We start from the raw sequence: 24596 nt of genomic DNA, 5'->3' as shown, positions 1-24596 counted from the left end.
TGAAAACTTTTATACTTTCTCATAATCAAAAAAAACCACTTTCCTTACGAACGTAAGAAAAGTGGTTGAAATGGAATAGTCGTTGCAAATCCATCCTCCACTTCCCTACGCTGGTATAATCCAGATCAGGTTCAAAGGGTCTTAAAGTTTACTTTAATCTCAGCCTTTTCCAAGGCCCCCCTAGCGGCAAAAACATATTCGAATTTGTATTCGTTTAAATCATACCATGCTGATTGAAAATGTCAAATATCATTTTCTTTTATACTATTAAACTATGTTATTCGATCTAGTTTATGCAGGGGAATGGAGTTTAATTTTGGAGGAGGAACGAGTATTACGAAACGTTTTTGTTTTCAATCAGATCGGCGGTTTTTATTCATCAAAAGATAAGATATATATTCTATTTTTTTTGGAGCCTTGAATAGATACACAAGCCTCTTGCAAAAACCTCTTCGTTAGGTTGGGACAGGATACTTTTAAGAAATCTCTAGCTTGTGAATTTGTAATGATATTACCTATAAGATAATAATAATCTTTCAATGCTAATAGATGTGCATCCTTACTTACATGATGACACTTCGGACAGAACCATCTTCCATATTGTCTAATGATTGGTAAGTATTCACAATTGGGACAATGTACACCTTTTAGTAAATCACTTGGTGTGAGCTGAAATTGCTTTAACACCGAGGAAGAAGATGTCGTATGCTGTTTTTTGAGAGTGCGAATTAATTTTTTTAGTTCTTTTTCCGTTAAGTATGATTGTTGATACTTTTTTTCTAGTTGGGTGATTTTAAAGGGAAGCACTTCTTTTCTAATAACAGTTTGAGAAAGGTGTTTGTGGTGTGGTGGAATTTTAATTAAAGTATTTGGGTTACTAATAATGACAAGGGATAGCACGGGGATCCTCGGGAAGTGATGGTGGGATAGAAAGCGATTCAAATGGTATTCTTGCCGGTTGATTTGGGTAACAGGATAAGGGAGTACTGTATCTTTATCATTTTTTGTTTGAATTAGCTGATTGAGGTCGTGGTCAAAATATAAGGTACCCGATGTGTTCTTTACTTCAAGGTTTAAAATAAATTGCTGAGAGAGGATTAGCTTATCGAGCTGGAAAGCATGTTCACCGTCTATCAGTCTTAAACCATGCATGATGATGTATTTTTTGTCTGAAAGGTAGCTAAGGGGATAGTCCATGACGTTTTCACCACTGAAGCCCGACAATCTTTTAGCCAAACTCCTCTTCACGTAAGAGTATTTTGGATGGCTCGGTAACATCCGCCTTAGGATGGCCTGTAACTGGTAAATCGATAGCGGTCTCTCTAATTCTTTTGCGATCATATCATCACTCCATTTCAATCGTTTTCACCTTTTTATTTCGATAGGATTGGAAGAAGTCCTGCTTGGAGGTTATCTAATTCTCTTTTACTAGATTTTTGTTCATTTTTTTTGAAAAAATAGTGCTTTTTTTGAAGAATCTTTGATTCCTTTGATGAAAATAACATTGGGAAGCATGAAAAAATCGCCATCTTTTTAACAAGATCATGTTCTAACGTCAACTTATTTATTTTTATCAGCAACTTTTAGAAATTTATCAGCGACTTCTTCATTTTATCAGCAACTTTTGAAATTTATCATCAACTTTTTTCCTTATCAGCAGCTTCTTAGGGTTTACCAGCAACTTCCAAGAATTTATCGGCAACTTACTTAATTTTATCAGCAACTTTCTTTATCTGTATTTGAAGGCTCATTTTTTTATCGAAGGATTTCACATTCTCAACAAAAAAATACACCTAGCAAAAGAGCTAGGTGCATCAACAACTATATTAATGGCCCGATAACTTAGCGCCTGCTTTAGTATGAACAGCAAGACGGTTCACTAATACAGAGCTTGGTTCATTCAAACCAATGATTGTTGCTTTAACGTTGTTCTCACGGTATTTAATCACGATTTTATCAATCGCTGCTACCGCTGAATCATCCCAAACGTGAGCTTTAGAGAAATCTATCTCCACTTTTTCAACGTCTTCTTTATAATCAAAGTGAGCTAACAAATCAGTAACAGAAGCAAAGAATACTTGACCCGATACACGATATACCTTTTTATTTAAGGCTGTATCCATTGATGCCGATACATGTACTTTTGAGATTTTTGCTACAAAGAAGATCGCACTCAAGATAATACCTGCGAACACTCCTTTTGATAGGTCATGCGTAAATACTACGGTAACGACGGTTACCACCATAACAATTGTGTCAGTTAATGGAACATTTTTCATGCTCTTTAAACAAGACCAATCAAAAGTGCCGATTGATACCATGATCATAACACCGACTAAAGCTGCCATTGGAATTTGGACTACGACCTTTCCAAGAACAAGGATTAAGAACATTAAGAACACTCCAGCTACAAGCGCGGATAAACGACCTCTTGCCCCAGATTTTACATTGATCACAGATTGACCAATCATCGCACAGCCGGCCATTCCACCGAAAAAGCCCGCTACGATGTTGGCAATACCTTGTCCACGGCTTTCCTTGTTTTTGTCACTCTCTGTATCCGTCATATCATCAACAATTGTCGCCGTTAGTAATGACTCTAAAAGACCTACCATTGCTAGAGCTAACGAATACGGAAAAATAATCGCTAATGTTTCAAACGTAAACGGAATAGATGGGATTGCAAAAAACGGAAGTGCTTGAGTTAGAGCACCCATATCACCAACTGTACGTACCTCACTACCTGTAAAAATAGCAATAATTGTAATCACAATGATCGCGATTAATGGTGAAGGAACAGCCTTCGTAAAGCGGGGCAGGATATAAATAATCGCTAAAGCCCCTCCTACCATTACATACATTTGCCAGGATTCCCCAACAAAGTGAGGTAATTGAGCCGTAAAAATTAAAATCGCTAACGCATTTACAAAGCCCACCATAACGGAACGCGGGATGAATTTCATAAAACGTGCCAACTTAAGGACTCCAAAAAGAATTTGAAAGACCCCAGTTAAGATGGTCGCAGCAAATAAATACTGAAGACCATAATCTTTTACTAATGTAATCATGAGTAATGCCATAGCTCCAGTGGCCGCTGAAATCATCGCAGGTCTACCACCCACAAAAGCAATGACAACTGCAATACAAAAAGAAGCATAAAGCCCGACCATCGGGTCTACACCTGCAATAATGGAAAAGGCAATCGCTTCTGGGATAAGGGCTAATGCCACCACAATACCAGCAAGAATATCGCCTCTCACATTTCCAAACCATTCTGTTTTTAATTGTTGTAAATTCAAGATTGCACCTCTTTCTATTTTTTGTGACTTTCAACTCTCATGAAAGTCGGGCCGTTTTGAACATAAGCATTTTACCACAGCCTTATTTCTATTAAAATCTTGAAGAAAGCGCAACCAACACGTCCTTTTCTATGAATTTCTCAATATATCTTTCTTATTCTTCTTTTTTCACAAAGCGTTCAAAAAATGAATAAAAGAGTATTCTAAAAATTATGCAAATTAAAAACTAAGCTAGTCACACCCCCTGACTGCTTAGTTTCTCTCTTAAGTAGTGTCTCATGTCCATCAATCTCTTGAGTAAAAGTAATCTCATAACCTCTATTTCGCTAACAAGGCTACAGTAGGTAAATCAGCTTCTGCCCAATCTACAGATGACAATTGGTCCAGCGTTAGCCACTCTAGCTTTTCATGTTCGCTCTTCAAAGGGATCCCTTTCATGATTTTTGCTGCATATGTAACTAGCTGTACGATAATGGCCTCATATTCATGGTTGACTTCCGTAATCAATCTTTCGACCTCTATCTCACATTGCAGCTCTTCCTTAATTTCCCGCGTTAGAGCATCCACATCACTTTCTCCATTTTCAACCTTTCCTCCTGGAAATTCCCACTTCCCCGGCATCGACATCTCGGCCGATCGTTTCGCACATAGAATTTGATTATGTTCATTATATATTACAGCTGCTACAACTCTAATCCTTCGTTTCATAGGTGCCTCCCTCTCAACGTTTCATGATGTGAACAATCGTTAGCATCAAAAATGATAACAAAATGATCATAATAACCCATGCCCATGCTAATGTCATGTTTCCACTATCCATTGCAAAATAAATAGCAGTTGGTATCGTCTGGGTCCGTCCAGGAAGATTACCTGCAACCATTAAAGTTGCTCCAAACTCTCCTAAACCCCTTGCAAAGGAAAGAATACCACCCATCACTAATGATTTTCCTGCTAGCTTTATAGTAATCAACCAAAACACCTTGGCTTCACTCGCTCCATCGACACGAGCTGCATTTTCGATATCAGAGTCGATCATCTCAAAACCCGTTTTAGCTGATTGGTACATTAATGGAAAAGCAACGACAGTTGAAGCAATAACTGCTGCAAACCATGTGAAAATTACAGGTCCGTTAAATAGCCACTGTATGACTTGTCCAACAGGGCTATCATTTCCTAACAGCATTAATAAAATAAATCCTATGACGGACGGAGGCAGCACTAACGGCAAAATTAACATCGTTTCTAATAGAAGTTTACCCTTAAACGATTTTCGAGCCATTATTTTTGCTATGAAAATTCCCGTAACTAGCACAATGAAGCACGAAAGGCTAGCTACTTGAATGGACAACCGAACTGGTTCCCAAAACTCTACAAACATTGTGATATCACCTTGCCAAAAGATATTAGAATATTTAAATCTTACCACAATGCTTCAAAAAAATATGTAATGGTATCTCTATTTTGGAAAACACTATTTACAAGACGTTCATACAAGATAAGAGATCCCCTTTAAAACAGTCAAGGGAAACGAATCCTATTTGGGGTAATAACGATGAAGATTTATACAACTAAATACGAAATTGAGGTGTTTATCATGATTCTTACGAAAAACGTAACTGATGCGATTCGTAAATTTTCACTTCCTTATCGCAACCAAAGTGACTTATCTCCCCTGCTACAGGAGATTTCTGATGTAAAGCTTGTTTTGTTAGGTGAAGCCTCTCATGGAACTTCTGAGTTTTATACGACTCGCACTGAGATTACAAAAAGACTTATCCAGGAAAAGAGATTTTCCTTTATTGCCGTTGAGGGAGATTGGCCATCCTGCTACGAAGTAAACAGGTATATTAAGGGATATGACACTCCCTATCAAAATAGCAGAGAAGCACTTATGGCATTTAATCGTTGGCCTACTTGGATGTGGGCAAACGAAGAGGTCCTTGAATTGATTGAATGGCTTAAAGACTACAACGAAACACAAGATCAAAAAGTCGGTTTTTACGGCTTAGATGTTTATAGTCTTTGGGAATCGATGGAGGCCATCATTGGTTACTTACAACAAATTCAATCACCCGACCTAGAAAAAGCAATAAAAGCGTTTGAATGCTTTGAGCCTTTCCATAAGCAGCCTGAGCAATATGCGGTTTCTTCAGCCTTATATGGGGAGGATTGTATGCAGGAGGTTGCTGATCTACTTAAAGATATTCAGAATAATCGAAAGCTATATGAAGAGGATGCGGAAGCCTCTCTCAACGTTCTCGTAAATGCCCTTGTTGCTAGAAATGCTGAGCATTATTACCATACGATGGTAACAAATGACAATGAATCTTGGAATATTCGCGATCATCATATGGTTGAGGCTCTCCAGTATATTTTCCATTTTTATGGGGACCATTCGAAAGGAATTGTTTGGGAGCATAATACACATATTGGAGATGCACGGGCAACAGATATGAAACGAGAAGGTCTAGTGAATGTTGGTCAATTAACACGAGAAAAATATGGATCTCAACATGTTTATGCTGTAGGGTTTGGCACACATCGAGGTACTGTTATTGCAGCTAATAAGTGGGGAAATCCTTACAAACTTATGTCAGTTCCCGAAGCAGTTGAAGGTAGCTTTGAATATTATCTAAAGCAAACAGGAGATGGAGATAAAGTTCTACTATTTAATGAATCTAATCGAAGGGATTTTAACGAAACAATTGGACACCGGGCAATCGGTGTCGTCTATCATCCTGAATCTGAGCATTTAGGAAATTATGTTCCTACCCAAATGGCTGATCGCTATGATGCTTTTATTTTTCACGAAGTCACAAAAGGGGTAAGCCCGATTCAACAGAGCTGATTCATACTTTGTGATACAGAACCGCTCGATTCTCGTCCCACATAAAACCTTTCAAAAAAATGAAAGCTACCATGATGAACGTCCCACAATTGATAGAAACAAAAACTAACAATTTGAGTGAAGTTCAATAGGGTAGCTTTTCGCTTTATTTAAGAAGTTTTTTCAAAAGAGTAAGCCCATGCTTAAACGTAGGATAACGAAATGGTAAATCAACCTTTGTTGTTTGCTTCAAGACACTTTTATAATGAGAGAAGGTTGAAAAGGAATACTCTCCGTGGTAACTTCCAATCCCACTTTCCCCGACTCCGCCGAATGGTAAATATGGAGTTGCAATATGCATGAGTGTATCATTAATACATCCTCCCCCAAAGGAAAGCTTGGTTGTAACCTCCTTTTGAACCGCTTCATTTTCGGAAAACAAATACAAGGCAAGTGGCTTTTCTTTCTGTTGAATAATACATATACTTTCATTTATATCTTGAAATTCGATAATAGGAAAAATAGGACCAAAGATTTCCTCTGTCATAACTGGTGAATTCATATCAACTTGATCTAAAATGGTTGGTTCGATAATTCGTTTTTCCTTATCGGATTGCCCCCCAAAAATGATCAGTCCATCATCTAAATATGAAACTAATCGATCAAAGTGACGTTCATTTACAATCTTTACATAGTTTGGATTATGAAAAACGTCCTCGTATAGTTCTTTTATAGAAGCTGTTAATTTCTCGATAAAAGCTTCCTTCACACTAGATTGTACGAGTAGATAGTCAGGAGCAATACACGTTTGCCCAGCGTTTGTAAACTTTCCAAATGCAATTCTTTTAGCCGCTAAATCTAAATTTGCATCTTGATGAACAATACACGGGCTTTTACCACCTAACTCTAACGTTACTGGAATCAGTTTTTTGGCCGCCTCGCTCATGACCACTTTTCCTACAGCTACACTTCCAGTAAAAAAGATATAATCCACCCGTTGTTGTAATAGTACCTGACTTTCCTTGATTCCACCCTGGACGACTGCTACTTGCTCTTCCTCAAATGCTTGTTCTACTAAACTTTGTATCACACTTGATACATTTGGGGTTAACTCTGATGGCTTGACAATCGCTGTATTTCCTGCCGCAATGGCACCAATGAGAGGTGAAAATGCAAGGAGAAACGGATAATTCCAAGGTGCAATAATTAATACAACACCATATGGCTCCGGAATCACATAACTAGATGATCCAACGTGAGTAACAGGGGTCTTTGACCTTTGAGGCTTTGCCCAATTCTTGAGCCTTTTCGTTATAAAGGAAATCTCTTTTAACAGAATGCCTACTTCCGTTGCATAGGCTTCAAACTCTGATTTATTTAAGTCTTTCTGTAAAGCATTCATAATCTGTTGTTCATTTTCGATTAAAACGGCTCTTAATCGGTATAATAGCTGTATTCGATAGTCTACACTCTTTGGCTGTTTAGTAAAAAAGAATTCGTTTTGCTTTTGAATAAGACGTTGAATGTTACGTTCTATACTTTCAATACTCACTGCTAGGCTCACCTCATTTTAACCTTTGCTCTATTATAATTTTTTTTCATTAGTAAAAGCTATTAGAAACTGTTTTGTAAGATGATTTTAATACAGTATTGGAAGGAGATTTTTCAAATGGAGCACGAAGTTAGTAAGAAAAATGTTAAAAAGAAACCGGTGAAAGCATTTCAAGACATTTCGGATGAAGTCAATAGTGAAATGAATTTTAAGAATATGCAGCCTACACCAGAACCAAGTGACTTTGAGGAAATTGAATATTAAATGCTAAAGACCCATACGTATGGGTCTTTAGTGATTACCTGAAGTCACTTTTAATCCAACGATGCCAGTTAAGATAAATAGTAAAAACAAAATACGAAGTAAATCTTTTGGTTCGTTAAAGACAATCATGCCTACAACTATTGCACCAATGGCTCCGATTCCTGTCCATACTGCATAAGCTGTTCCAATTGGTAAAGTTTTCACCGCAATTGAGAGAAAATAAAAACTTATGATCATGCCTACAATCGTAACAATTGTTGGATAAAGCTTCGTAAAGCCCTCTGTATATTTTAAACCTATCGCCCATATGACTTCGAAAATTCCTGCGATAACTAAGTAAATCCATGCCATGTAAGGAGCTCCCCTTTCACCTTCAAGTACCTGAGTATTATACCTCCATAAATAAGTTCTAGCACATGAATGAACTTGAAAACCAACATTAATCCTTCCAAAAAATAACTTATTAACTGAATCGTTTCATTGACTGAACGTTTATTCTATTGTAAATTTGAATTACTTATATAATAAAGGGGTGAATCCGTTGGGAAGTATACAGTTGCCATTTTAACTAGAACATCCAATCAAGATAGGTGTAATTTTAGAGCGAACTGATTATAACGTTAGAAGTTTTTCATATATCCTTTATTATTTTCCTCTAACCAAATCTTCATCATCCTCTAAACTTATATCATTTTTTCTCTCATGATTCAGAATAAATGTTCCAATTATTAAGTAAATATTAATATTATATAAAAACTCAGGAGGTGTAATCTTTATCAGTCACATGGCTGGTAAGGAGACTGCTTGGACATATTTAATTTAACAATGGTGGGCATTTTAATTGCGTTAACCGGTTTTTTCGTTGCTTCGGAATTTGCGATCGTCAAAGTCCGTAGTACCAGAATTGATCAGCTTGTTTCTGAAGGAAGCAGGAATGCATTCGCCGCCAAAAAGGTAATATCTAATTTAGATGAGTACTTATCCACTTGTCAGCTTGGTATTACAATAACTGCTTTAGCCCTCGGATGGTTAGGTGAATCCACAGTAAAAAATATGCTTCACCCGTTATTTAATCGTTTAGAACTTTCAAATTCGATTTCAGGATTACTTTCCGTTGGGATTGCCTTTACAATTATTACGTTCCTGCATGTGGTAATTGGGGAACTAGCTCCGAAAACAGTGGCTATTCAAAAAGCAGAGATGATTACGTTATTATTTGCAAGACCGTTAATCTTCTTTTACCGATTAATGTATCCATTTATTAAAGCCTTGAATGGTTCTGCTAGACTCATCACAGGTCTGTTTGGATTAAAGCCACCTCAGGAGCATGAAATGGCTCATACGGAAGAAGAGCTCAGACTCATCCTGTCTGAGAGCTATAAAAGCGGTGAAATAAATCAATCTGAATATAGATATATGAATAATATCTTTCAATTCGATGATCGGATTGCAAAAGAAATCATGATTCCCCGCACCGAAATCATTGCTTTTGATAAAGACTTATCAGTTGAAGCATGTATCAAAATTTCAGCTGAAGAAAATTACACTAGGTATCCTATTTATGATGGTGACAAGGATCACATCATTGGGATGGTGAATATGAAGGAAATTTTAACTGACTTTATTAAAGGAAAACGGGAGAAGACAGTTATTGAACAATATATGAGACCTGTTATTCAAGTTATTGAGAGCGTCTCCTTACAAAATCTATTGGTCAAGATGCAAAAAGAACGTGTTCATATGGCTATCTTAATTGATGAATACGGTGGAACCGATGGGCTTGTTACAGTTGAGGATATTCTTGAAGAAATAGTTGGGGATATCCGGGATGAATTCGACCAAGATGAAACCCCACATATCAAAACAATTGACAGTAATAAAACGATTATTGATGGAAAAGTACTGGTCCATGAAGTTAACAATCTCTTCGGCCTTGATATTGATGATACCGATGTTGATACCATCGGCGGGTGGATCTTAACAGAGAAAATGGATGTCCAAAAAGGGGATGTCTTACGTTTGCATAATTTTGAGTTTCATATTATGGAGATCGAAGGCTTTCATATAAAGAAAATCAAAGTCGTCCGGAATATGATTCAAAGTTCAACAGCATAATAGTTTGTTCGATTAGGAGAGTTGATGCTCTCCTTTTTTATATGGATTTAAGATCGGATTAGTTGATGTAGTTTTAAAATAATAATTGTTAAAAAGCAGACTTATTTTTTTCTACAACAAAAAATAGAAAACCGTTATTTTGAAAATGATTGATCAAAATGACGGTTTTCTATTTGTATAAATAGCAATTAGAATATTTTAAGTTGGAGGATGGATTGGATCTAAAAGTAACTCTGGTTCAGTTTGTTTAACATCATTACTTGATATTTCAGAAACATTCAAAAAAATTGACATAGATGCAACTAGTACAAGTGTTAGAAACAACTTTTTCACGAGAACACCTCCTTTATTTTTTCAATATCATTATGATGTAGTGCTAAGAGTAAGTATTTGTTTTGTTTTTTAATGTCTTCTATATAAAAATCAACTAAAATAAGGGAGAATTCTTTAAGCGGTTTGGTATAGGAAATATCAATAAGTGTAGGTATGGCAAACTCTTCTAGATAATGAACCAAATTTTCTAATTTCCCCTCTGAAAGAACTTTAAAATACTTAAGCATCACAATATAATGCGTAAACTGAATATCTTTATGAAGAGACAACCCTTGTTCAATATACTCTTTTGCATGATCAATTTGATTAATGGAACTTAATGTATAGATTAACTCTACTAAACTATTATAATAATATTCTTGGCTATAGCTATACTTCAATGCTAATTTAAAATAATTAATAGATTCAACATATTTTTTTTGTTCTCTTTTAACAATCCCCAAATTATGGTAACAAGCAAGTAATAAACTTTGTTCTCCTAATCGAGTTGCATCTTCTCTAATCTTCATAAATATTTCTTCTGCATCTGTCAAATTGTTTAATTTTAGTAGACTAATGCCCATTAATAACATGGAATGCATAATACGGTGAAAGTTATTGGTGGAACTGTACTTCTCCAAAGCCTTTTGAGCAAATAATATACAAACTCCTCTATCATCTAAGTGGCTACATACTAGAGAATAATGATAATAAACTTCCCCGGTACTTCCAAATGGATGATTACCATTAATTAGTTTATATAAATTCTCTTTAGCTAAATTATAGTTCTTAGTCTGAATTAGGTATATAGAATAGCTGTGTATAAAAAGGTATTCTTCTTGTAGGGATAGTTTGGTCAGGGATTTTTTTAACTTGTTATACAGTATTTCTGCTTTATATATATTGTTGATGTATGTATAATATCTGAATTTTGTAATAAGAAATAAGTAGTGTAGATCAGTTTGTAAATAGTATTCCTCATTTTGCAATATTGTTTCCATTATCTCCTTTACTTTAAAGAAATCAAGAAAATCAACAGAATAATAAAAAGACCTTATAAAATCGGACTTTTCTTTATAGATTTTACTCTCTATTTCTGTAATGATAGAAAGTCTTTTGAACAGTAGCTTGATAGTATCTCTATTCGCTTCATATTTCCCTGATTCAATCTTACTTAGATGAGAAACCGAACATATACCTTTAGCCAGCTCCTCTTGAGTTAACCCTTGTTTAACACGGTTGTACCTAATTATAATTCCACTCTTCATTTCAGCACCACCAACACAACAAATTTCACTTAAAATAATATCCTTTTCTATATTATCAAAGAAATGGATAATTTAGGAAAGTAATGTATGTTTGAGGCATTGAAATATTAAATTATCATCCAATGTAATAATTGGATGATAATCGGTTAATCTGTGGTTATTTGTCTAATACTTTATTACGAAGGATAGCTGGCTCATCTAAAAGACGTTCTCTAGAATTCTTAGTAATTTCATAGTACATACTTGCTTCCATCTCTAATGTGATACTAAATTCATCGACTGTTTGTCCTAAGTCAAAAGGTAATTCCAGTGACCATTCATTCTCACCTAAACTGTTACTCTTCTTATCTGAAGGACCAATTTCCCCTTTTATAGTGGCAGAACGATTCTGATCTTTTAATTGACCAAAAATTTTAGTTCTGGATAAATCCATATTGGGTTTTACCTTAAAAAATAATTTATTTCCTTCAAAGCCTGCTTCTAAGGAAGGAAGAATATTGATTGCGAGAGCTGTTGAAATAGAAAAAATTGAGAATGAAATAGATCTAGTAATAGGCCCTTGAACCTCTAACTGGCTTAATGGAAGATTCTTAGATGTTGAAATATCTCCATCCTTCCATGATTCTAGCTCATCTTCGTTAATAGGAAACCATTTATTAGGTTCAATTGAGATGGTTTCAGTAAAGTTAGTGAAAACATCAGGTTGTAATGATTTATTATAAGTAATCGTATTTACGATTTCCTCTTCACCTTTATTGTGTAAATAGTACTCCCTCTCTATACGTGGCGGATTTTGTTCTACATTTTCATACAGAACCATTTCTAAATCTCCCACAGATGCACTCGTACGCATGATACCATTAATATTTGCCTTTTCTGAAGAAGATAAAGTAGAAATAAGTTTTGAGATAACTTCAGCACAACCTATTGCGGCATTCAGATATTGTAACATTTTATTCACTCCTTGTTTTTTTATTATTTAACAAGCCATTTAAAATCACCTAAATAGACTGGGGTTGTTGGCTCAATGCCCACAGCGCCCTTGAGACGATTAAGATGTTCCTGATCAATGTTTAACTCATCTTCATGCTCGTAAGAAGCTTCAATTCTAATATGGTTATCAGAAGAAGGTGTAATGCCATTTTGAAAATAGTTTAATGTAATACTTCCTGAGAATCCTGGATCTAGTTTTGTGGTTATACCATAGATCATCGCTTCATTAGAAGTAACTAATGTTTTTGATATTTCTATTGGTGTTGATGATTTGTCCTGGGTGCTACATTGAAAGGAAATCTCGGCTCCCTTATGCCCCTTTATATCAACATATACATGAACATACTTTGCTGTTTTTACAGAAAGGGGAACATCTAAAGTAGTATTACTATTCCATGTAGGGATATCTTTACTAATAGTAGTGACGTTCCTCCAACCAAAACCTAGATTGTTATGCATTAAGGACGCCATATCTTCGTAAGAGAAATCATCTTGGTGTGGGATAGGATTGCTATTTTTATCATCTGTAACCTGAGCAATTAAGCAATAATGATCGCTACCAGCTGGTGGGGGTTGTACATTTCTCCAAATGAATGCATTGTTGCCGACTAAGACTTGATTTGGAGAGCCATCCACAGTTACATACATAACTTCTTTACCTGTAGTAGGGTCAATCGCTGCGGTGGGAATTCCATTGTCTTTCCATTTTGATGGCCAATTGATAATACTTGCAGGAACATAATAAAGGTATATTTTTTTCTTCACAGGAGATATACCTCCATTTTTCCCACGAACGTATATGTAGTTATCGTAACCAATTGACACTGTTGTTCCTGGATCTGATGAATAGCTTTCGTCAGATGCTAACACTTCTTGAAAAGATTTAATCGGATGGGTTTCTACAGGAATAATATCAGGTGAGCTACTTAAAGTACCTGTAGCAGGAATTGTATTGTCTGCCCCAAGATGCCCTCTTATAAAAAAGTCTTGATACGTACTCAAAGGTTCATCTCCCTATAATTGAATTTATTTAGACCCTCCTACCCTCCTCTTAAAAAGATAGCTAATTAATCACTTCGTAACATGATTAATTTCTATAATAGCGTACCAAATATAACCAACATTGAATATTGGGATAAATTTGTAAACCCAATATTCGAATATGAATATTGGGTTTACAAATTTAGTTTTATATATCTAATCCACTCATTATTACATATAGAATCAATAGATTTTTATCATGATTTAATGATTGTGTAAACCATTATTCCAAAATGAATAAAATAATAGGCTGGTTTATCATTGGTTCACTACTTGCACCGATCACTAAAGCACCAGAATTTTCTACTGCCGCTTTAAGTTTCAATCCGTTAAACATTGGGAAAGTTTTGTAAATTCGTTTACAAAACTTTTTTCCTTTTTCCACTTTGATTGTGCTGATATATTTTGAGTTGCTGAAAAACTATCAAAAGCTGCTGTTAAATAAACTCGACTTGATGATAAGCAGTGAAAAGTTGATGATAAAACAAAAAGTTGATGATAAATTCTGAAAGTTGACGATAAAAGTAGGTAGTTGCTGATAAGTATTCCAAAGTTGATGATAAATATATTTAGGTTGCTGATACTCTTGATTCGTTTGCCCAAAAAGGCTGTATATGGACTCAAAAATCAGTGAATCTGTACATACCATTCACTACATAACTAAAAAATTGATCAGTCATCCTTATTTTCCACAAAAAACTCATATTTTTTCAAAAACGAGATACAAAAAGCCCTATTCCGATATATCGATAAAGGGCTCGCTACTCACAATTTATATTCGTCCTATTTAATTGGACGATAGGATTGTATATGTCCTCTAAAGAAGCAAAACCTAACATTACTATTATGTATCTATAAAGGATGTGTACCCTCCATGCTTTCATTCTTAAGACGCAAAGGTGTGACTCTCTCAGCGTTCGACTATTTTATAAAGGCACTTCAATTTATGGCACTAGGTTTATTTTCCACGCTAATCATTGGGCTGATTATCGAAACAATCGGAACGAAACTTCATGTTCCTTTTCTAATTGAAATGGGTACGTTGGCCAAGTCATTAATGGGGCCTGGAATTGGAGCTGCCGTTGCGTACGGACTTAAGGCGCCTCCACTTGTAATTTTTGCCGCCATCATTAGTGGTGCAGCAGGTGCTTCCCTTGGAGGCCCAGTTGGGAGTTATGTGGCTGCCGTACTTTCAACTGAAATAGGAAAAATGGTTCACAATGAAACGAAACTAGATATTATCCTCACGCCCTTAACAACCATACTGGTTGGTTACAGCGTTGCCACATTTTTGGGTCCACCACTACATCAATTATTGACTTCCTTCGGTGCCCTTGTTAATTGGTCAACTTCCCAGCAACCATTTGTTTTAGGGATCCTAGTTGCTGCCTTAATGGGACTAGCTTTAACAGCCCCTATTTCAAGCGCTGCCATTTCATTGATGCTTGGATTAGAAGGAAGTGCAGCAGGTGCAGCAACAATCGGATGTGCTGCACAAATGATTGGCTTTGGCGTCAGTAGTTATCGTGAAAATGGGGTTGGAGGGCTATTAGCCATTGGTCTCGGTACTTCCATGCTTCAGGTAGGAAATATCATTAAAAATCCCCTTATTCTCATTCCCCCGACCATAGCAGGAATTGTACTTGCACCAATTGGTACGATTCTACTGCCCATGTCAAATAATGCAGCAGGTGCTGGAATGGGCACTAGTGGATTAGTAGGACCGATGATGACTTTTGCTGTCATGGGATTTGGAATGGATGTGTGGATCAAAATCGCACTATTGCATTTTATAGGTCCTGCTATGATTAGTTTACTTTTATCAGAGTGGATGAGAAAAAAAGGATTTATTAAATATGGAGACTTAAAGATACGGACAGAAAGTCATTCCGATTAATGAAGTAAACAGGTTTGAACAATTAGTGAAAGCTGCAGAGACTTTTTTCTGCAGCTTTACTTTCCCTATTATTTTCCAAAAATTGAAATGAATAAGCAGGATAAAAACGTAATCGCAGCAATAGGGCCCATCACAACTTTTTCTTTTTTACTTCTAGATGCTAAATTCCCTAATGTGTTTAGACCTAGAAAAACAGTAATAACCCAGACAAGAATATTAGTGGGTAGGATCGATTCAATCGTTAACAAATTTGTATGCATTAAAAATACGAGTCCAAAGAATAACCCTAAAACAGCTGCTGGTAAACTCATCATTCTTATTTTTTTCGGTAAGACCCCTTTGTATTTACCACCCCAACTGTATTCTCCGAGTGGAAATCCTAAAAAGAGTAAAATTTGAAAAACAGCAATTCCCCCAGAAAGAATAGCCACTAAAATGGCTGCTAATTGAACATATAGATCTTCCATTCATTCCTCCCCTATCTGTAAGTTAATTACCGTTTAAGGTTTTATTTCCCACACAATTTTCTCCCCCTATGAATGCAAACTATCTATGGAACTTTGATTCCAATTCTATTTAGGAGGCATTATCATGCATACAACACAACATGGCGTACAACAAGTAAATCACACAAGACAAATTGCACAACAATTACTTCACCAAACACAACAAGGGAGTCAACAGTATCGAATGATGCTTCAGCAGGAACAACAAAACATCCAAATGCTAGAACAAATTTTACAGCGGGAAAAACAAGCGGCACAGCTTATTCAACAAAGTCTGAATGATCATGATCTAGCCATACAGCGTTGCCAAGAAGTTGTTAACATTTGTAATCAGATGCAACAAGACCTAGTGGGAACTGGGTTCCAATCGACAATTGGAACTTTCCAACCAGGTCAAACCATGAACCAGCAAAGTCAAAACCAATATCAAAATCACGCAAACGTTAACACTCACTTTCAAACACCATTTCATCAGTAGTTAAAAAAAGCCAATATACCCAAGAGGTGTGTTGGCTTTTTTTTATGACTGTATAGAAAAGACTATGATACTTTCTCATTAGCTGGAATAATCAACTTTTCACATAAGGTAACATCGTGAACAGCCTTCATACCTACTTTTTCGTAAAGACGGTATGCCCCTGTAGGACTTTCGGCATCCACTCCTAGTGAAACTACTGGTTGACCAGAGTGATACGAGGCGTAAAAGGAATGTTGTAGTAAGGCTAATCCTAAGCCTACACCACGATAAGCACTTTTTACTCCTAATTGATTCACAAAAAGGGAATCCTCTCGCATTCGGCATAAAGCTATTCCTGCTACCTTCCCTTGTTCATCACGTGCAACAAACCACCACTCTGGCGTAAACGATGGGCGTTTCGTCTTTTCAACCCATGCATCGAATGTCGGTGCCGCATAATCCCAATGATCAGCAAAGGATTCAGTGTACGTCTGATATACAGATTCCTCATCCTGCCCTTTGACAAACGGATGAATGGAAAATCCTTCTGGAAGCAAAGGTTTTTTTGGAGGCTGATCCATTGAAATACTCATCCGTTTAAAATAGCGGACTGGGTTAAACCCATTGTTTTTCAATAATTGATTCGCATCCTCTCTCAATGTAGGGATTAAGTTTTGTAGTCTCTTTTGAAGTCCCGAGTCATTGCAGAGTACTTTTGCTCGGTCTTCGATAGCATGTAGAAGTGCAGCTCCAACACCAGTACCTCTTGCTGATGGTAAGACAAATCCGTAGCTAAAAAGTTTCTCTTCACTATCCTCTTCAAGGAAGGCATAACCAACAATTGTTTTCTGTGAATTTTCTACGATCCAAACATTATTCTCAAGGTCAAAGTCAGCCCACATATCAAGTAGTTCATTTAAGTCAAAATCTGGGGCTCCGAAATCTTCAACATCACAGGCAATGACCAGGTTACACACTGATTCAGCATCTTCCTTTTGTGGATGCCTAATCGTTAATAATTCTTTCATAAAAATCGCTCTCTTTCTTTATTTAATACTACTACCATTCGACGAAATGGTTACTTTTTCCTCCTTTGGAAAAAGTAAAACCATAACTTTTGTACCAGTATTTTGCATGACTAACTTTTTCAACAAAAAAAGGATTTGCTGAACGCAAATCCTTTTTTCATTAATTACTATGTCTAATCCCAAGAACACCTTCAGCAATGTTAACCGCATGATCACCAATACGCTCTAAATTGCTTACAAAGTCGACAAAGATGATTCCAGCGTCACCGTCACAGCGACCTTCATTTAAGCGGATGATATGCCCTTTACGCAGGACACGCTCCATTTTATCAATTTTTTCCTCATTCGATAAAACAGATTTTGCTAAATTTTCATCACCTGTTTCAATGGACGTAATAGCATCCATTAGTGTTGAAATCGTTAAGTCTGTCATTTCATTTAGCTCGTTAATCGCTTCTTCTGACAATGTAACTCGGTTCGAAATACGGTAATCAATGAGTTCAATCATATTCTCCATATGATCACCAATACGTTCAAAATCACGAACATAATCTAAAAGCCTAGCATGATCGTTTGTTTCATCTGGTGTTAATGGTTTAGCGGAAATATCAACTAAATAGTTAGTTATCTTTCGATCTAAGCTGTTTATGGCTTCTTCAACTTGTAAGGCCATATCTGCATGTTTCTTACTATTTGTATTTAAAAAGCTCTTCGCTTCTTCCAATCCTTTTAAAGATAGGCTTGCCATACGGACAATTTCTTCTTTTGCTTGTCCAAGCGCGATAGATGGTGACTTTTCGATAAACATTGGATTTAAGTTCTTTGGTTTAAAATCAATCGTTGTATCGTCACCCCTAACAATCTTGGTAACAATCCATGCTAAAGCAGCAATAAATGGAAATTGCAAGATTGTATTTGACACGTTAAAAATACCATGTGCAAATGCAATTGTCATTGCTGGGTTTAGTCCGATTCGCTGCTGGAGATATCCAATAAAGGTCGTGAATAGTCCAATTCCTAGTAAAAAAATAATCGTACCTATCACATTAAATAATACATGGACAGCCGCTGCTCTTTTTGCTGCAACTGACGTTCCAAGGGCAGCTAAAACTGCTGTAATCGTTGTTCCAATATTGTCTCCAAACAAGACCGGAAGTGCTGCTCGTAAGTCCATTGCTTGTTGTGCAAACAATTCTTGTAATATACCTATCGTGGCACTAGAGCTTTGAACAATGACCGTGAAGGCTGTTCCTACAATCACACCAAGAATCGGATTATCACTCATCGTAACCGTTAATTCTTTAAATACCTCCAATGATCGCAAGGGCTTCATGCCATCACTCATAAAATCAAGTCCTAAAAAGAGTGCTCCAAACCCAAACATAACTTGTCCAAGTGATTGGATACGTTTTTCTCTAAAGAAGAATAATAACACAGCTCCCACACCGATGATTGGAAGGGCATAATCCCCTACTTTAATACCGATGATAAAGGCAGTAACTGTTGTACCAATATTCGCACCCATGATAACACCGATGGCTTGTCTGAATGTCATAAACCCTGCATTAACAAGTCCAACCGTGAGGGCAGTTGTTCCCGAACTTGATTGAATAAGTACCGTTACAAGTATCCCTGATAGAACTCCCATAAACGGATTTGATGTGGACTTTTCTAAAATGTCTCTTAACCTGTCTCCGGCTGCATTTTGCAAACCGTCACCCATATATTTAATACCGAAAAGAAAAACACCTAATCCACCGATAAATTGAAAGATCATTGCTTGCACATTTAAATCCAAGACTTCCACTCCTAAATCGACAAAATTTGCAACACAACTTTGATTGTAAAGAATTTATGTTGTTTTTGTAAATAAAAACGGTTAAAAATTTACACTAAATTTACAATAGCTTTATTTTTTTCATAGATTCTTCTAGTATATCCTGATTATGGCGAAATATCTTATCTTGTAAATCCTCAATAAAATAGTTTGTAGTTGTTATACGACAAACGAATGATAAGGTAGGTAATTCGCTAAAAAAATAGTTGAAGTAAGAGTATTGAAGTACCGAATTCGCATTTTGATGAAATATTAAAAACGATAATGAAACAAAGGATATCAAAATAATTTAATGAGTACTGAGCTAGCTTGTTTTGTAAATAAGGTTATTGAGTTAGGGATGGCATTTGACGAAGTTGCCTCTCCCTCTGATATATGTCAACGATAGCGCAATCATAATGTAGGTTTAATTAAATTGATAGTTAGTCTATATCAAAGCTATTCCTTACATAGCATTTAATTATTTAACATAGAAAAAACGATCAAAATGATCTGATCGTTTTTTGTTTGTATTTGTATTATATATCGGAAATCAATGTCCCAAAATGATAAGAACCACTTAACAACAAGAACTCTCGCTCTCTTTTGCAGTACCGCAGCATGAATCTGTTTTCGTTATAGCTGATTCATCGACTCCGCAACAAGAATCTCCTTTACTAACTTCAACCTCTTGAATATCTACTCCACAACAGCCTGATGATTTTGCTTCTTCTTTACCCGTTAGTTTTTTTATAAAATTCAAGTAGATCATCTCCTCTTTTATTTTTTGATAAATCAACTTTTTTTGATTTATCTTTAATCTTATTATAGTTACAATAATTTCAAAATGCAATCATTTAATCAAAAAAAATTGATTTTTATTATTCACTTCAGTATTGATGTTTTTTAAAGGGAAAATTCACCACTTTTTCGGGATGTTGGATCAATATTTCTATTATTTCATTGAAGATTTTGAAACCTTGTTGAATCGGTTTCAAATATAAATGTTCTAGATCGTCATCTGGTGTATGAATACTTCTTTCTTTTCGCTCTGTCGGTTTTTGACCTAAACCAATGGCAGGAATGTTCACTGCTTGAAAGGCAAAAGAATCTTCACCACCTGCAATCCAGGCAATCTCAACATCGTGCTTCTTTATTACTTCAGCTGAAAGATCAGCAAGCCAATTTCCTGGTTCTTTATGGCCATTTCTCATCTTGTTTAACACTGGTTCAAATCCAAGACTATCTATGTTTATGACCGTTGAAATGGGTAGTTGTGTGTGTTTGATAAAGTGCTTCGCGCCAAGCAGGCCAGATTCTTCTCCTGTAAAAAATGCAAACAAAATAGTAAACGGTAAAGTTTGTCCGGAAAGCTTTCTTGCTGTTTCTAGAAGAACGGAAACCCCCGATGCATTATCTACTGCACCAGGAAATCTATGTCCGTTTGGGTCATCTCCTAGGTGATCATAGTGAGCTGAGAGAACAAGAATCTTCGTAGTATCTTTTCCAGGCAGTAGCCCCAAAACATTTTGACACGTTCGATTTTCAGAGATAAGTGGAAGTTCAATCTGTACAATTTCCCCATCTAGTTGTGCTATCTCATTTACAATACTCTTTCTTACATGAAATACTGGGATTGAGTTCTCTCTAGAACCATGTAAGCTTTTTACAAACCATTTTGGTTCTCCTCCTTCAATTAACATTGCAGCGACTCCTAGTTCCTCAGCACCTTTTACCGTTGCGGCTAGATCTAATTTGTCTGGTTTTTCGGGTACTAATACCACCTTTCCTTTTAAACGAGATGGATTGATTTCCTCTCCATCATTTACAATCATTAACTCTCCATGTACCGAGTTTCCAGTTGGATTAGAGTATTTTGAGATTTCTCCAAAATCTGTTCGATGTTGTAACTTCTTTTCACCTACCTTTAAGGTTACGTTACCATTTAAACGGGCCGCATATATATTTAAGGATGAAAAATATCCGTCGTCCCCTGCTGGCAATATCCCTAAATTGGATAATACATTTGCTATGTAAGTGGCCGTCATTTTTGCTCCCTTTGACCCTGAAACCCTCCCTTCTGTTTCTTTACTTGTTAAAAATTTCAAATCATGTATTAGCTGTGTTGAAATTGGTGATGTTTTCATTGAACTTCTCCTCATTCATCAAATTTTATTGATTTATACATCATATACTTATTTTATATTCATATCAACCACTTAATCAAAAATAATTGTTTAATTTTAATCAATTTTTTTTGATTAAATAATTGACAAAATCTATGGTTGGTTTTACTATATAATTAATCAAAACTTTTTGATTAATTGAAACTAATAAAGGAGTTGGGTTTATGATGTTCTATTATGAAGCAGAAATGATAGCAAAAGCCAAAAGAGACGAAGTGGATCAACTTGCAATGGATGCTTGGAAATTCACCGGTACAACTGCCAACAATCAACTTCGAAACTATGTAAGCAAATGGATCGTTAAGATGACTGCTAGAACCAAACAAACAGAACAGCTTTGCTGCACGGCTTAAAAGAAGATATAAATGAGCTTGGTATTCCAAGCTCATTAGCTTCAATATTAATGAATATTTGTAAAAGGAGTAAATGCCATGACTGTTAATCATGCAAGTACGCTACAGGAAGAATACTTTCTTTCCTATATCAATTTAATTAGACTCTCTCGAAATTGTTCCTTACAACAAGCAAAAGAGTTAACTATTGAACTTTTCTTTCGAAATAATGTAGACCAATATGGTAAACAAACATATGAACGCTTTATCAATGCTTATACTCAACTAGAAACAGAACAAGAACATACTAATCGTTAAAATAGCTTACTATTTTTCATACCCATTAGTTCCTGAAATAATAATGGGTAGTCCAATTCAAGAAAGGGAGAAGGACATTCGCTTTACTCCTGTTTAAATTAATATTCCTTTTGTGGTGTTGATACTCTTGATAATGTAAGAAAATGGGACGTAAAAGGTATGCTCTTTTAAACAGTTCTGTAGCTATTGGTAGGATGGCGTCGAAGAACAATTAGCGTTTCTCTTTCTTTTCATAAAATTAAACGTCTTCATTCAGTTGCAGTTTCATATATTCGTCTATATTTGGAACACCCGCCGGGTTTGCTAGAACTGTCTTTACCCAACTATCCCTTTCAAAGCTTAGAACCTTTAAATCCCAACAGCATGCAATTAATCCTTTTGGGGTAGCATATTCATAATGGTCAGGTGTATCATGGGAAGCAACATAAACATGATGATTAAGCTCATTTTCATCAGACCACCAATCTATGAATATGAAATTAGCCCCTGCGCCTTCATGTATTCCAATAAAACCGACACCGTATCGGGCATCTGTTTTCGCCGGTAAAGGAAGAATCTTTACCGCAAGCTCTTTAGCATCTTGAATTAGATTATTTTTAGGATACTCGTTTTCATATGAAATTCCATATAACTTCATAGACCAGCCTTGAGTTTCCCATACATCTATAAAACGAATAGAGCGCTTCTTATATTCTTCACGTAATTCAATCATGCTCTTACCTTCTTTCTCATGTATTTATCGTTTGGCTACGTAAAACATATGATTCTATCTTTTCTGAAAGTATTTTTTCCATTGCCATGACATCAACAAAGTGACCATCCAAAATCCCTTGTTTTTGAAATACACCAACCTCACGATAACCTTTCTTTCGGTACAGACTTTGGCCGAGCTGATTGAATGGAAAGGTAAACAAGACTATTTTGTAAAAATCATGATTAATGGCCAATCGCTCAATCTCATCTAGCAATATGCCACCGATTCCCTTTCCTCTACCCTCCCTTGAGACGTAAATGGATAAATCCGCCACGCCATTATAAGCAGCTCGAATACTATACGGATTTAGTGATGCAAAACCTACAATCTTATCTTCCTCTTCTGCCACAATCACCTTGTAACGACCAGAGTGTTTTTCTAGCCACTCTTCCATATAAAATGTATCTCTCAGCTCTGTATCTAATGTAGCGATTCGGTCCTCAATACCTTGATTAAATATCGTTTGAATCGATTTTAAGTCACTTCGTTTTGCTTCTCGAATAAAAGTTTTCATACAAATGTGTCCCCCTGCTCTTACAATTTCACTTCTATCTTTTCAAGATTTTTGACAATAGAAGGGATAATAGAAAAAGCGATCTTTCTTAAACCAAATATGAATCGAAAAGTCGAGCCGTGACTATGTGATGATAACGGGCTAGCAAAGGATAATCCTTGTAAACTAGCTTCAAACGATTATCAAGCTTCGGGAATTGTGTAAACCCTTCTTCACGCTCGATCTCTAGTAAACATCCGAACCCCAAAATGGTATTTTATCCATATTAATATGGAATCCAGTAGCTGAGATGATGTGATCAACTTTTCTTTCAATACCATCTGTTAAGACAAGACGAATTTTTTCATCATTTACTTGTTCTACATGTTTAACAGCTACACCTCCATATTGAGAAACTATTCCTTCTACGAAAGGCTTTAAGAAATGCGCAATACTTCCAGGAGATTGTCCCCAGCCGCTTTTCTTATCCTCAAGAGGGAGCTGATAGAAAACATCTCCAAAATCTCGAAGAGCAATCTCATTCTCTCTGCTACCAGCATACTTTGGTTCTTCCTTTCTGAAGATTTATTCGACGCTAGCCCCTTTTACTTACCTCGGTCGGCGCTTTACTTACCTCTGCTCTCGTTTTACTTACCTCGGTCGGTACTTTACTTACCTCCGCTCTCGTTTTACTTAACTCGTTTGGCTTTTTATTTACCCCAATTCTCTTTTACTTACCTCGGTCGGTACTTTACTTACCTCTGCTCTCGTTTTACTTAACTCGTTTGGCTTTTTACTTACCCCGTTTCACTTTTACTTACCTCGGTCGGTACTTTACTTACCTCTGCTCTCGTTTTACTTAACTCGTTTGGCTTTTTACTTACCCCGTTTCACTTTTACTTACCTCGGTCGGTACTTTACTTACCTCTGCTCTCTTTTTACTTAACTCGTTTGGCTTTTTACTTACCCGGTTCACTTTTACTTACCTCGTTCAGCGCTTTACTTACCTCTGCTCTCTTTTTACTTAACTCGTTTGGCTTTTTACTTACCCCAATTCTTTTACTTACCTCGTTCAGCGCTTTACTTACCTCTGCTCTCTTTTTACTTAACTCGTTTGGCTTTTTACTTACCCCAATTC

At 36.1% G+C, this 24596-nt stretch carries 24 protein-coding genes and 1 riboswitch; of the genes, 7 read left to right on the top strand and 17 right to left on the bottom strand.

All coding sequences use genetic code 11. The features are described 5' to 3' along the window. Positions 1-85 precede the first annotated feature (85 nt). A riboswitch (TPP riboswitch) is annotated at positions 86-192 on the bottom strand. Between the two features lie 180 nt (positions 193-372). The 4 genes from ACFSCX_RS21385 to modB all read right to left on the bottom strand — a co-directional run bounded on the left by ACFSCX_RS21385 (position 373) and on the right by modB (position 4677). Further along, positions 373-1359: a nuclease-related domain-containing protein gene (locus tag ACFSCX_RS21385; RefSeq protein ID WP_377930288.1), complete on the bottom strand. Its 987-nt coding sequence runs from the start codon at positions 1357-1359 to the stop codon at positions 373-375. Positions 1360-1826: 467 nt separating this feature from the next. Then, positions 1827-3299 (bottom strand): SulP family inorganic anion transporter, encoded by a 1473-nt coding sequence (locus tag ACFSCX_RS21380; RefSeq protein ID WP_377930287.1) that lies wholly within the window; start codon positions 3297-3299, stop codon positions 1827-1829. Between the two features lie 318 nt (positions 3300-3617). Continuing rightward, on the bottom strand, positions 3618-4007 hold the full coding sequence (locus ACFSCX_RS21375; RefSeq protein ID WP_377930286.1) for a (deoxy)nucleoside triphosphate pyrophosphohydrolase: 390 nt from the start codon (positions 4005-4007) through the stop codon (positions 3618-3620). A 13-nt stretch (positions 4008-4020) separates the two neighbouring features. Further along, entirely contained in the window at positions 4021-4677 is a 657-nt protein-coding gene (gene modB, locus ACFSCX_RS21370) for a molybdate ABC transporter permease subunit (protein ID WP_377930285.1), read from the bottom strand. Positions 4678-4893: 216 nt separating this feature from the next. On the opposite strand from modB, the gene ACFSCX_RS21365 reads away from it, so the two are divergent. Further along, complete coding sequence (locus ACFSCX_RS21365) at positions 4894-6147, top strand: erythromycin esterase family protein (RefSeq protein ID WP_377930392.1); 1254 nt, start codon at positions 4894-4896, stop codon at positions 6145-6147. 145 nt (positions 6148-6292) lie between these two features. Here the strand turns inward: ACFSCX_RS21365 and ACFSCX_RS21360 are convergent, their stop codons facing one another. Continuing rightward, entirely contained in the window at positions 6293-7678 is a 1386-nt protein-coding gene (locus ACFSCX_RS21360; RefSeq protein WP_377930284.1) for an aldehyde dehydrogenase, read from the bottom strand. A gap of 117 nt (positions 7679-7795) precedes the next feature. Here ACFSCX_RS21360 and ACFSCX_RS21355 point away from each other — a divergent pair, with 117 nt between their 5' ends. Next, positions 7796-7942, top strand: coding sequence for a hypothetical protein (locus ACFSCX_RS21355; RefSeq protein WP_377930283.1), 147 nt, complete (start codon positions 7796-7798; stop codon positions 7940-7942). Between the two features lie 27 nt (positions 7943-7969). Here the strand turns inward: ACFSCX_RS21355 and sugE are convergent, their stop codons facing one another. After that, positions 7970-8293, bottom strand: coding sequence for a quaternary ammonium compound efflux SMR transporter SugE (gene sugE / locus ACFSCX_RS21350; protein WP_377930282.1), 324 nt, complete (start codon positions 8291-8293; stop codon positions 7970-7972). Positions 8294-8746: 453 nt separating this feature from the next. On the opposite strand from sugE, the gene ACFSCX_RS21345 reads away from it, so the two are divergent. Then, complete coding sequence (locus ACFSCX_RS21345; RefSeq protein ID WP_377930281.1) at positions 8747-10057, top strand: hemolysin family protein; 1311 nt, start codon at positions 8747-8749, stop codon at positions 10055-10057. 198 nt (positions 10058-10255) lie between these two features. Here ACFSCX_RS21345 and ACFSCX_RS21340 read toward each other — a convergent pair whose 3' ends face one another. The 4 genes from ACFSCX_RS21340 to ACFSCX_RS21325 all read right to left on the bottom strand — a co-directional run bounded on the left by ACFSCX_RS21340 (position 10256) and on the right by ACFSCX_RS21325 (position 13632). Further along, a complete protein-coding gene (locus tag ACFSCX_RS21340) occupies positions 10256-10390 on the bottom strand; it encodes a hypothetical protein (RefSeq protein ID WP_377930280.1) in 135 nt (44 codons plus the stop codon). After that, a complete protein-coding gene (locus ACFSCX_RS21335) occupies positions 10387-11637 on the bottom strand; it encodes a helix-turn-helix domain-containing protein (RefSeq protein ID WP_377930279.1) in 1251 nt (416 codons plus the stop codon). Before ACFSCX_RS21335 ends, ACFSCX_RS21340 begins: the two co-directional genes overlap by 4 nt. Before the next feature lie 157 nt (positions 11638-11794). After that, complete coding sequence (locus ACFSCX_RS21330) at positions 11795-12589, bottom strand: hypothetical protein (RefSeq protein WP_377930278.1); 795 nt, start codon at positions 12587-12589, stop codon at positions 11795-11797. A gap of 23 nt (positions 12590-12612) precedes the next feature. Then, positions 12613-13632: a hypothetical protein gene (locus ACFSCX_RS21325; protein WP_377930277.1), complete on the bottom strand. Its 1020-nt coding sequence runs from the start codon at positions 13630-13632 to the stop codon at positions 12613-12615. Between the two features lie 913 nt (positions 13633-14545). Between ACFSCX_RS21325 and ACFSCX_RS21320 the strand changes: the two genes are divergently transcribed. Next, positions 14546-15568, top strand: coding sequence for a PTS sugar transporter subunit IIC (locus ACFSCX_RS21320; RefSeq protein WP_377930276.1), 1023 nt, complete (start codon positions 14546-14548; stop codon positions 15566-15568). A gap of 68 nt (positions 15569-15636) precedes the next feature. On the opposite strand, the gene ACFSCX_RS21315 is transcribed toward ACFSCX_RS21320, so the two are convergent. Further along, positions 15637-16035 (bottom strand): hypothetical protein, encoded by a 399-nt coding sequence (locus ACFSCX_RS21315; RefSeq protein WP_377930275.1) that lies wholly within the window; start codon positions 16033-16035, stop codon positions 15637-15639. 124 nt (positions 16036-16159) lie between these two features. Here ACFSCX_RS21315 and ACFSCX_RS21310 point away from each other — a divergent pair, with 124 nt between their 5' ends. Beyond that, positions 16160-16552, top strand: coding sequence for a hypothetical protein (locus ACFSCX_RS21310; RefSeq protein WP_377930274.1), 393 nt, complete (start codon positions 16160-16162; stop codon positions 16550-16552). A gap of 62 nt (positions 16553-16614) precedes the next feature. Here the strand turns inward: ACFSCX_RS21310 and ACFSCX_RS21305 are convergent, their stop codons facing one another. The 4 genes from ACFSCX_RS21305 to ACFSCX_RS21290 form a co-directional block, all read right to left on the bottom strand. Next, on the bottom strand, positions 16615-17559 hold the full coding sequence (locus ACFSCX_RS21305) for a GNAT family N-acetyltransferase (protein ID WP_377930273.1): 945 nt from the start codon (positions 17557-17559) through the stop codon (positions 16615-16617). A 160-nt stretch (positions 17560-17719) separates the two neighbouring features. Further along, positions 17720-19357 (bottom strand): Na/Pi cotransporter family protein, encoded by a 1638-nt coding sequence (locus ACFSCX_RS21300; protein ID WP_377930272.1) that lies wholly within the window; start codon positions 19355-19357, stop codon positions 17720-17722. Positions 19358-19955: 598 nt separating this feature from the next. Further along, positions 19956-20138 (bottom strand): hypothetical protein, encoded by a 183-nt coding sequence (locus tag ACFSCX_RS21295; protein ID WP_377930271.1) that lies wholly within the window; start codon positions 20136-20138, stop codon positions 19956-19958. A 127-nt stretch (positions 20139-20265) separates the two neighbouring features. Next, positions 20266-21522, bottom strand: coding sequence for a M28 family metallopeptidase (locus ACFSCX_RS21290; RefSeq protein ID WP_377930270.1), 1257 nt, complete (start codon positions 21520-21522; stop codon positions 20266-20268). A gap of 203 nt (positions 21523-21725) precedes the next feature. Between ACFSCX_RS21290 and ACFSCX_RS21285 the strand changes: the two genes are divergently transcribed. Continuing rightward, positions 21726-21914 (top strand): hypothetical protein, encoded by a 189-nt coding sequence (locus tag ACFSCX_RS21285; protein ID WP_377930269.1) that lies wholly within the window; start codon positions 21726-21728, stop codon positions 21912-21914. A gap of 78 nt (positions 21915-21992) precedes the next feature. Beyond that, on the top strand, positions 21993-22211 hold the full coding sequence (locus ACFSCX_RS21280; RefSeq protein WP_377930268.1) for a hypothetical protein: 219 nt from the start codon (positions 21993-21995) through the stop codon (positions 22209-22211). A 238-nt stretch (positions 22212-22449) separates the two neighbouring features. Here the strand turns inward: ACFSCX_RS21280 and ACFSCX_RS21275 are convergent, their stop codons facing one another. Both ACFSCX_RS21275 and ACFSCX_RS21270 read right to left on the bottom strand, forming a co-directional pair. After that, positions 22450-22923, bottom strand: a complete 474-nt coding sequence (locus ACFSCX_RS21275) for an isochorismatase (RefSeq protein WP_377930267.1) — start codon at positions 22921-22923, stop codon at positions 22450-22452. A gap of 16 nt (positions 22924-22939) precedes the next feature. Next, positions 22940-23479, bottom strand: a complete 540-nt coding sequence (locus tag ACFSCX_RS21270; RefSeq protein ID WP_377930266.1) for an arsinothricin resistance N-acetyltransferase ArsN1 family A — start codon at positions 23477-23479, stop codon at positions 22940-22942. Between the last annotated feature and the right edge of the window lie 1117 nt (positions 23480-24596).

Origin of the sequence: Bacillus salitolerans (genome assembly GCF_042680805.1) — a bacterium.
Lineage (GTDB): Bacteria > Bacillota > Bacilli > Bacillales > SA4 > Bacillus_CJ > Bacillus_CJ salitolerans.
Note: the sequence above shows the minus strand (reverse complement) of the source record. Positions and strands in the feature narration are given on the sequence as shown.

Coding starts and splice junctions, on each gene's coding strand:
- ACFSCX_RS21375 (WP_377930286.1), bottom strand. CDS start 4,007: ATGAAACGAAGGATTAGAGTTGTAGCAGCTGTAATATATAATGAACAT.
- modB (WP_377930285.1), bottom strand. CDS start 4,677: ATGTTTGTAGAGTTTTGGGAACCAGTTCGGTTGTCCATTCAAGTAGCT.
- ACFSCX_RS21365 (WP_377930392.1), top strand. CDS start 4,894: ATGATTCTTACGAAAAACGTAACTGATGCGATTCGTAAATTTTCACTT.
- ACFSCX_RS21355 (WP_377930283.1), top strand. CDS start 7,796: ATGGAGCACGAAGTTAGTAAGAAAAATGTTAAAAAGAAACCGGTGAAA.
- sugE (WP_377930282.1), bottom strand. CDS start 8,293: ATGGCATGGATTTACTTAGTTATCGCAGGAATTTTCGAAGTCATATGG.
- ACFSCX_RS21335 (WP_377930279.1), bottom strand. CDS start 11,637: ATGAAGAGTGGAATTATAATTAGGTACAACCGTGTTAAACAAGGGTTA.
- ACFSCX_RS21330 (WP_377930278.1), bottom strand. CDS start 12,589: ATGTTACAATATCTGAATGCCGCAATAGGTTGTGCTGAAGTTATCTCA.
- ACFSCX_RS21320 (WP_377930276.1), top strand. CDS start 14,546: ATGCTTTCATTCTTAAGACGCAAAGGTGTGACTCTCTCAGCGTTCGAC.
- ACFSCX_RS21315 (WP_377930275.1), bottom strand. CDS start 16,035: ATGGAAGATCTATATGTTCAATTAGCAGCCATTTTAGTGGCTATTCTT.
- ACFSCX_RS21310 (WP_377930274.1), top strand. CDS start 16,160: ATGCATACAACACAACATGGCGTACAACAAGTAAATCACACAAGACAA.
- ACFSCX_RS21305 (WP_377930273.1), bottom strand. CDS start 17,559: ATGAAAGAATTATTAACGATTAGGCATCCACAAAAGGAAGATGCTGAA.
- ACFSCX_RS21290 (WP_377930270.1), bottom strand. CDS start 21,522: ATGAAAACATCACCAATTTCAACACAGCTAATACATGATTTGAAATTT.
- ACFSCX_RS21285 (WP_377930269.1), top strand. CDS start 21,726: ATGATGTTCTATTATGAAGCAGAAATGATAGCAAAAGCCAAAAGAGAC.
- ACFSCX_RS21280 (WP_377930268.1), top strand. CDS start 21,993: ATGACTGTTAATCATGCAAGTACGCTACAGGAAGAATACTTTCTTTCC.
- ACFSCX_RS21275 (WP_377930267.1), bottom strand. CDS start 22,923: ATGATTGAATTACGTGAAGAATATAAGAAGCGCTCTATTCGTTTTATA.
- ACFSCX_RS21270 (WP_377930266.1), bottom strand. CDS start 23,479: ATGAAAACTTTTATTCGAGAAGCAAAACGAAGTGACTTAAAATCGATT.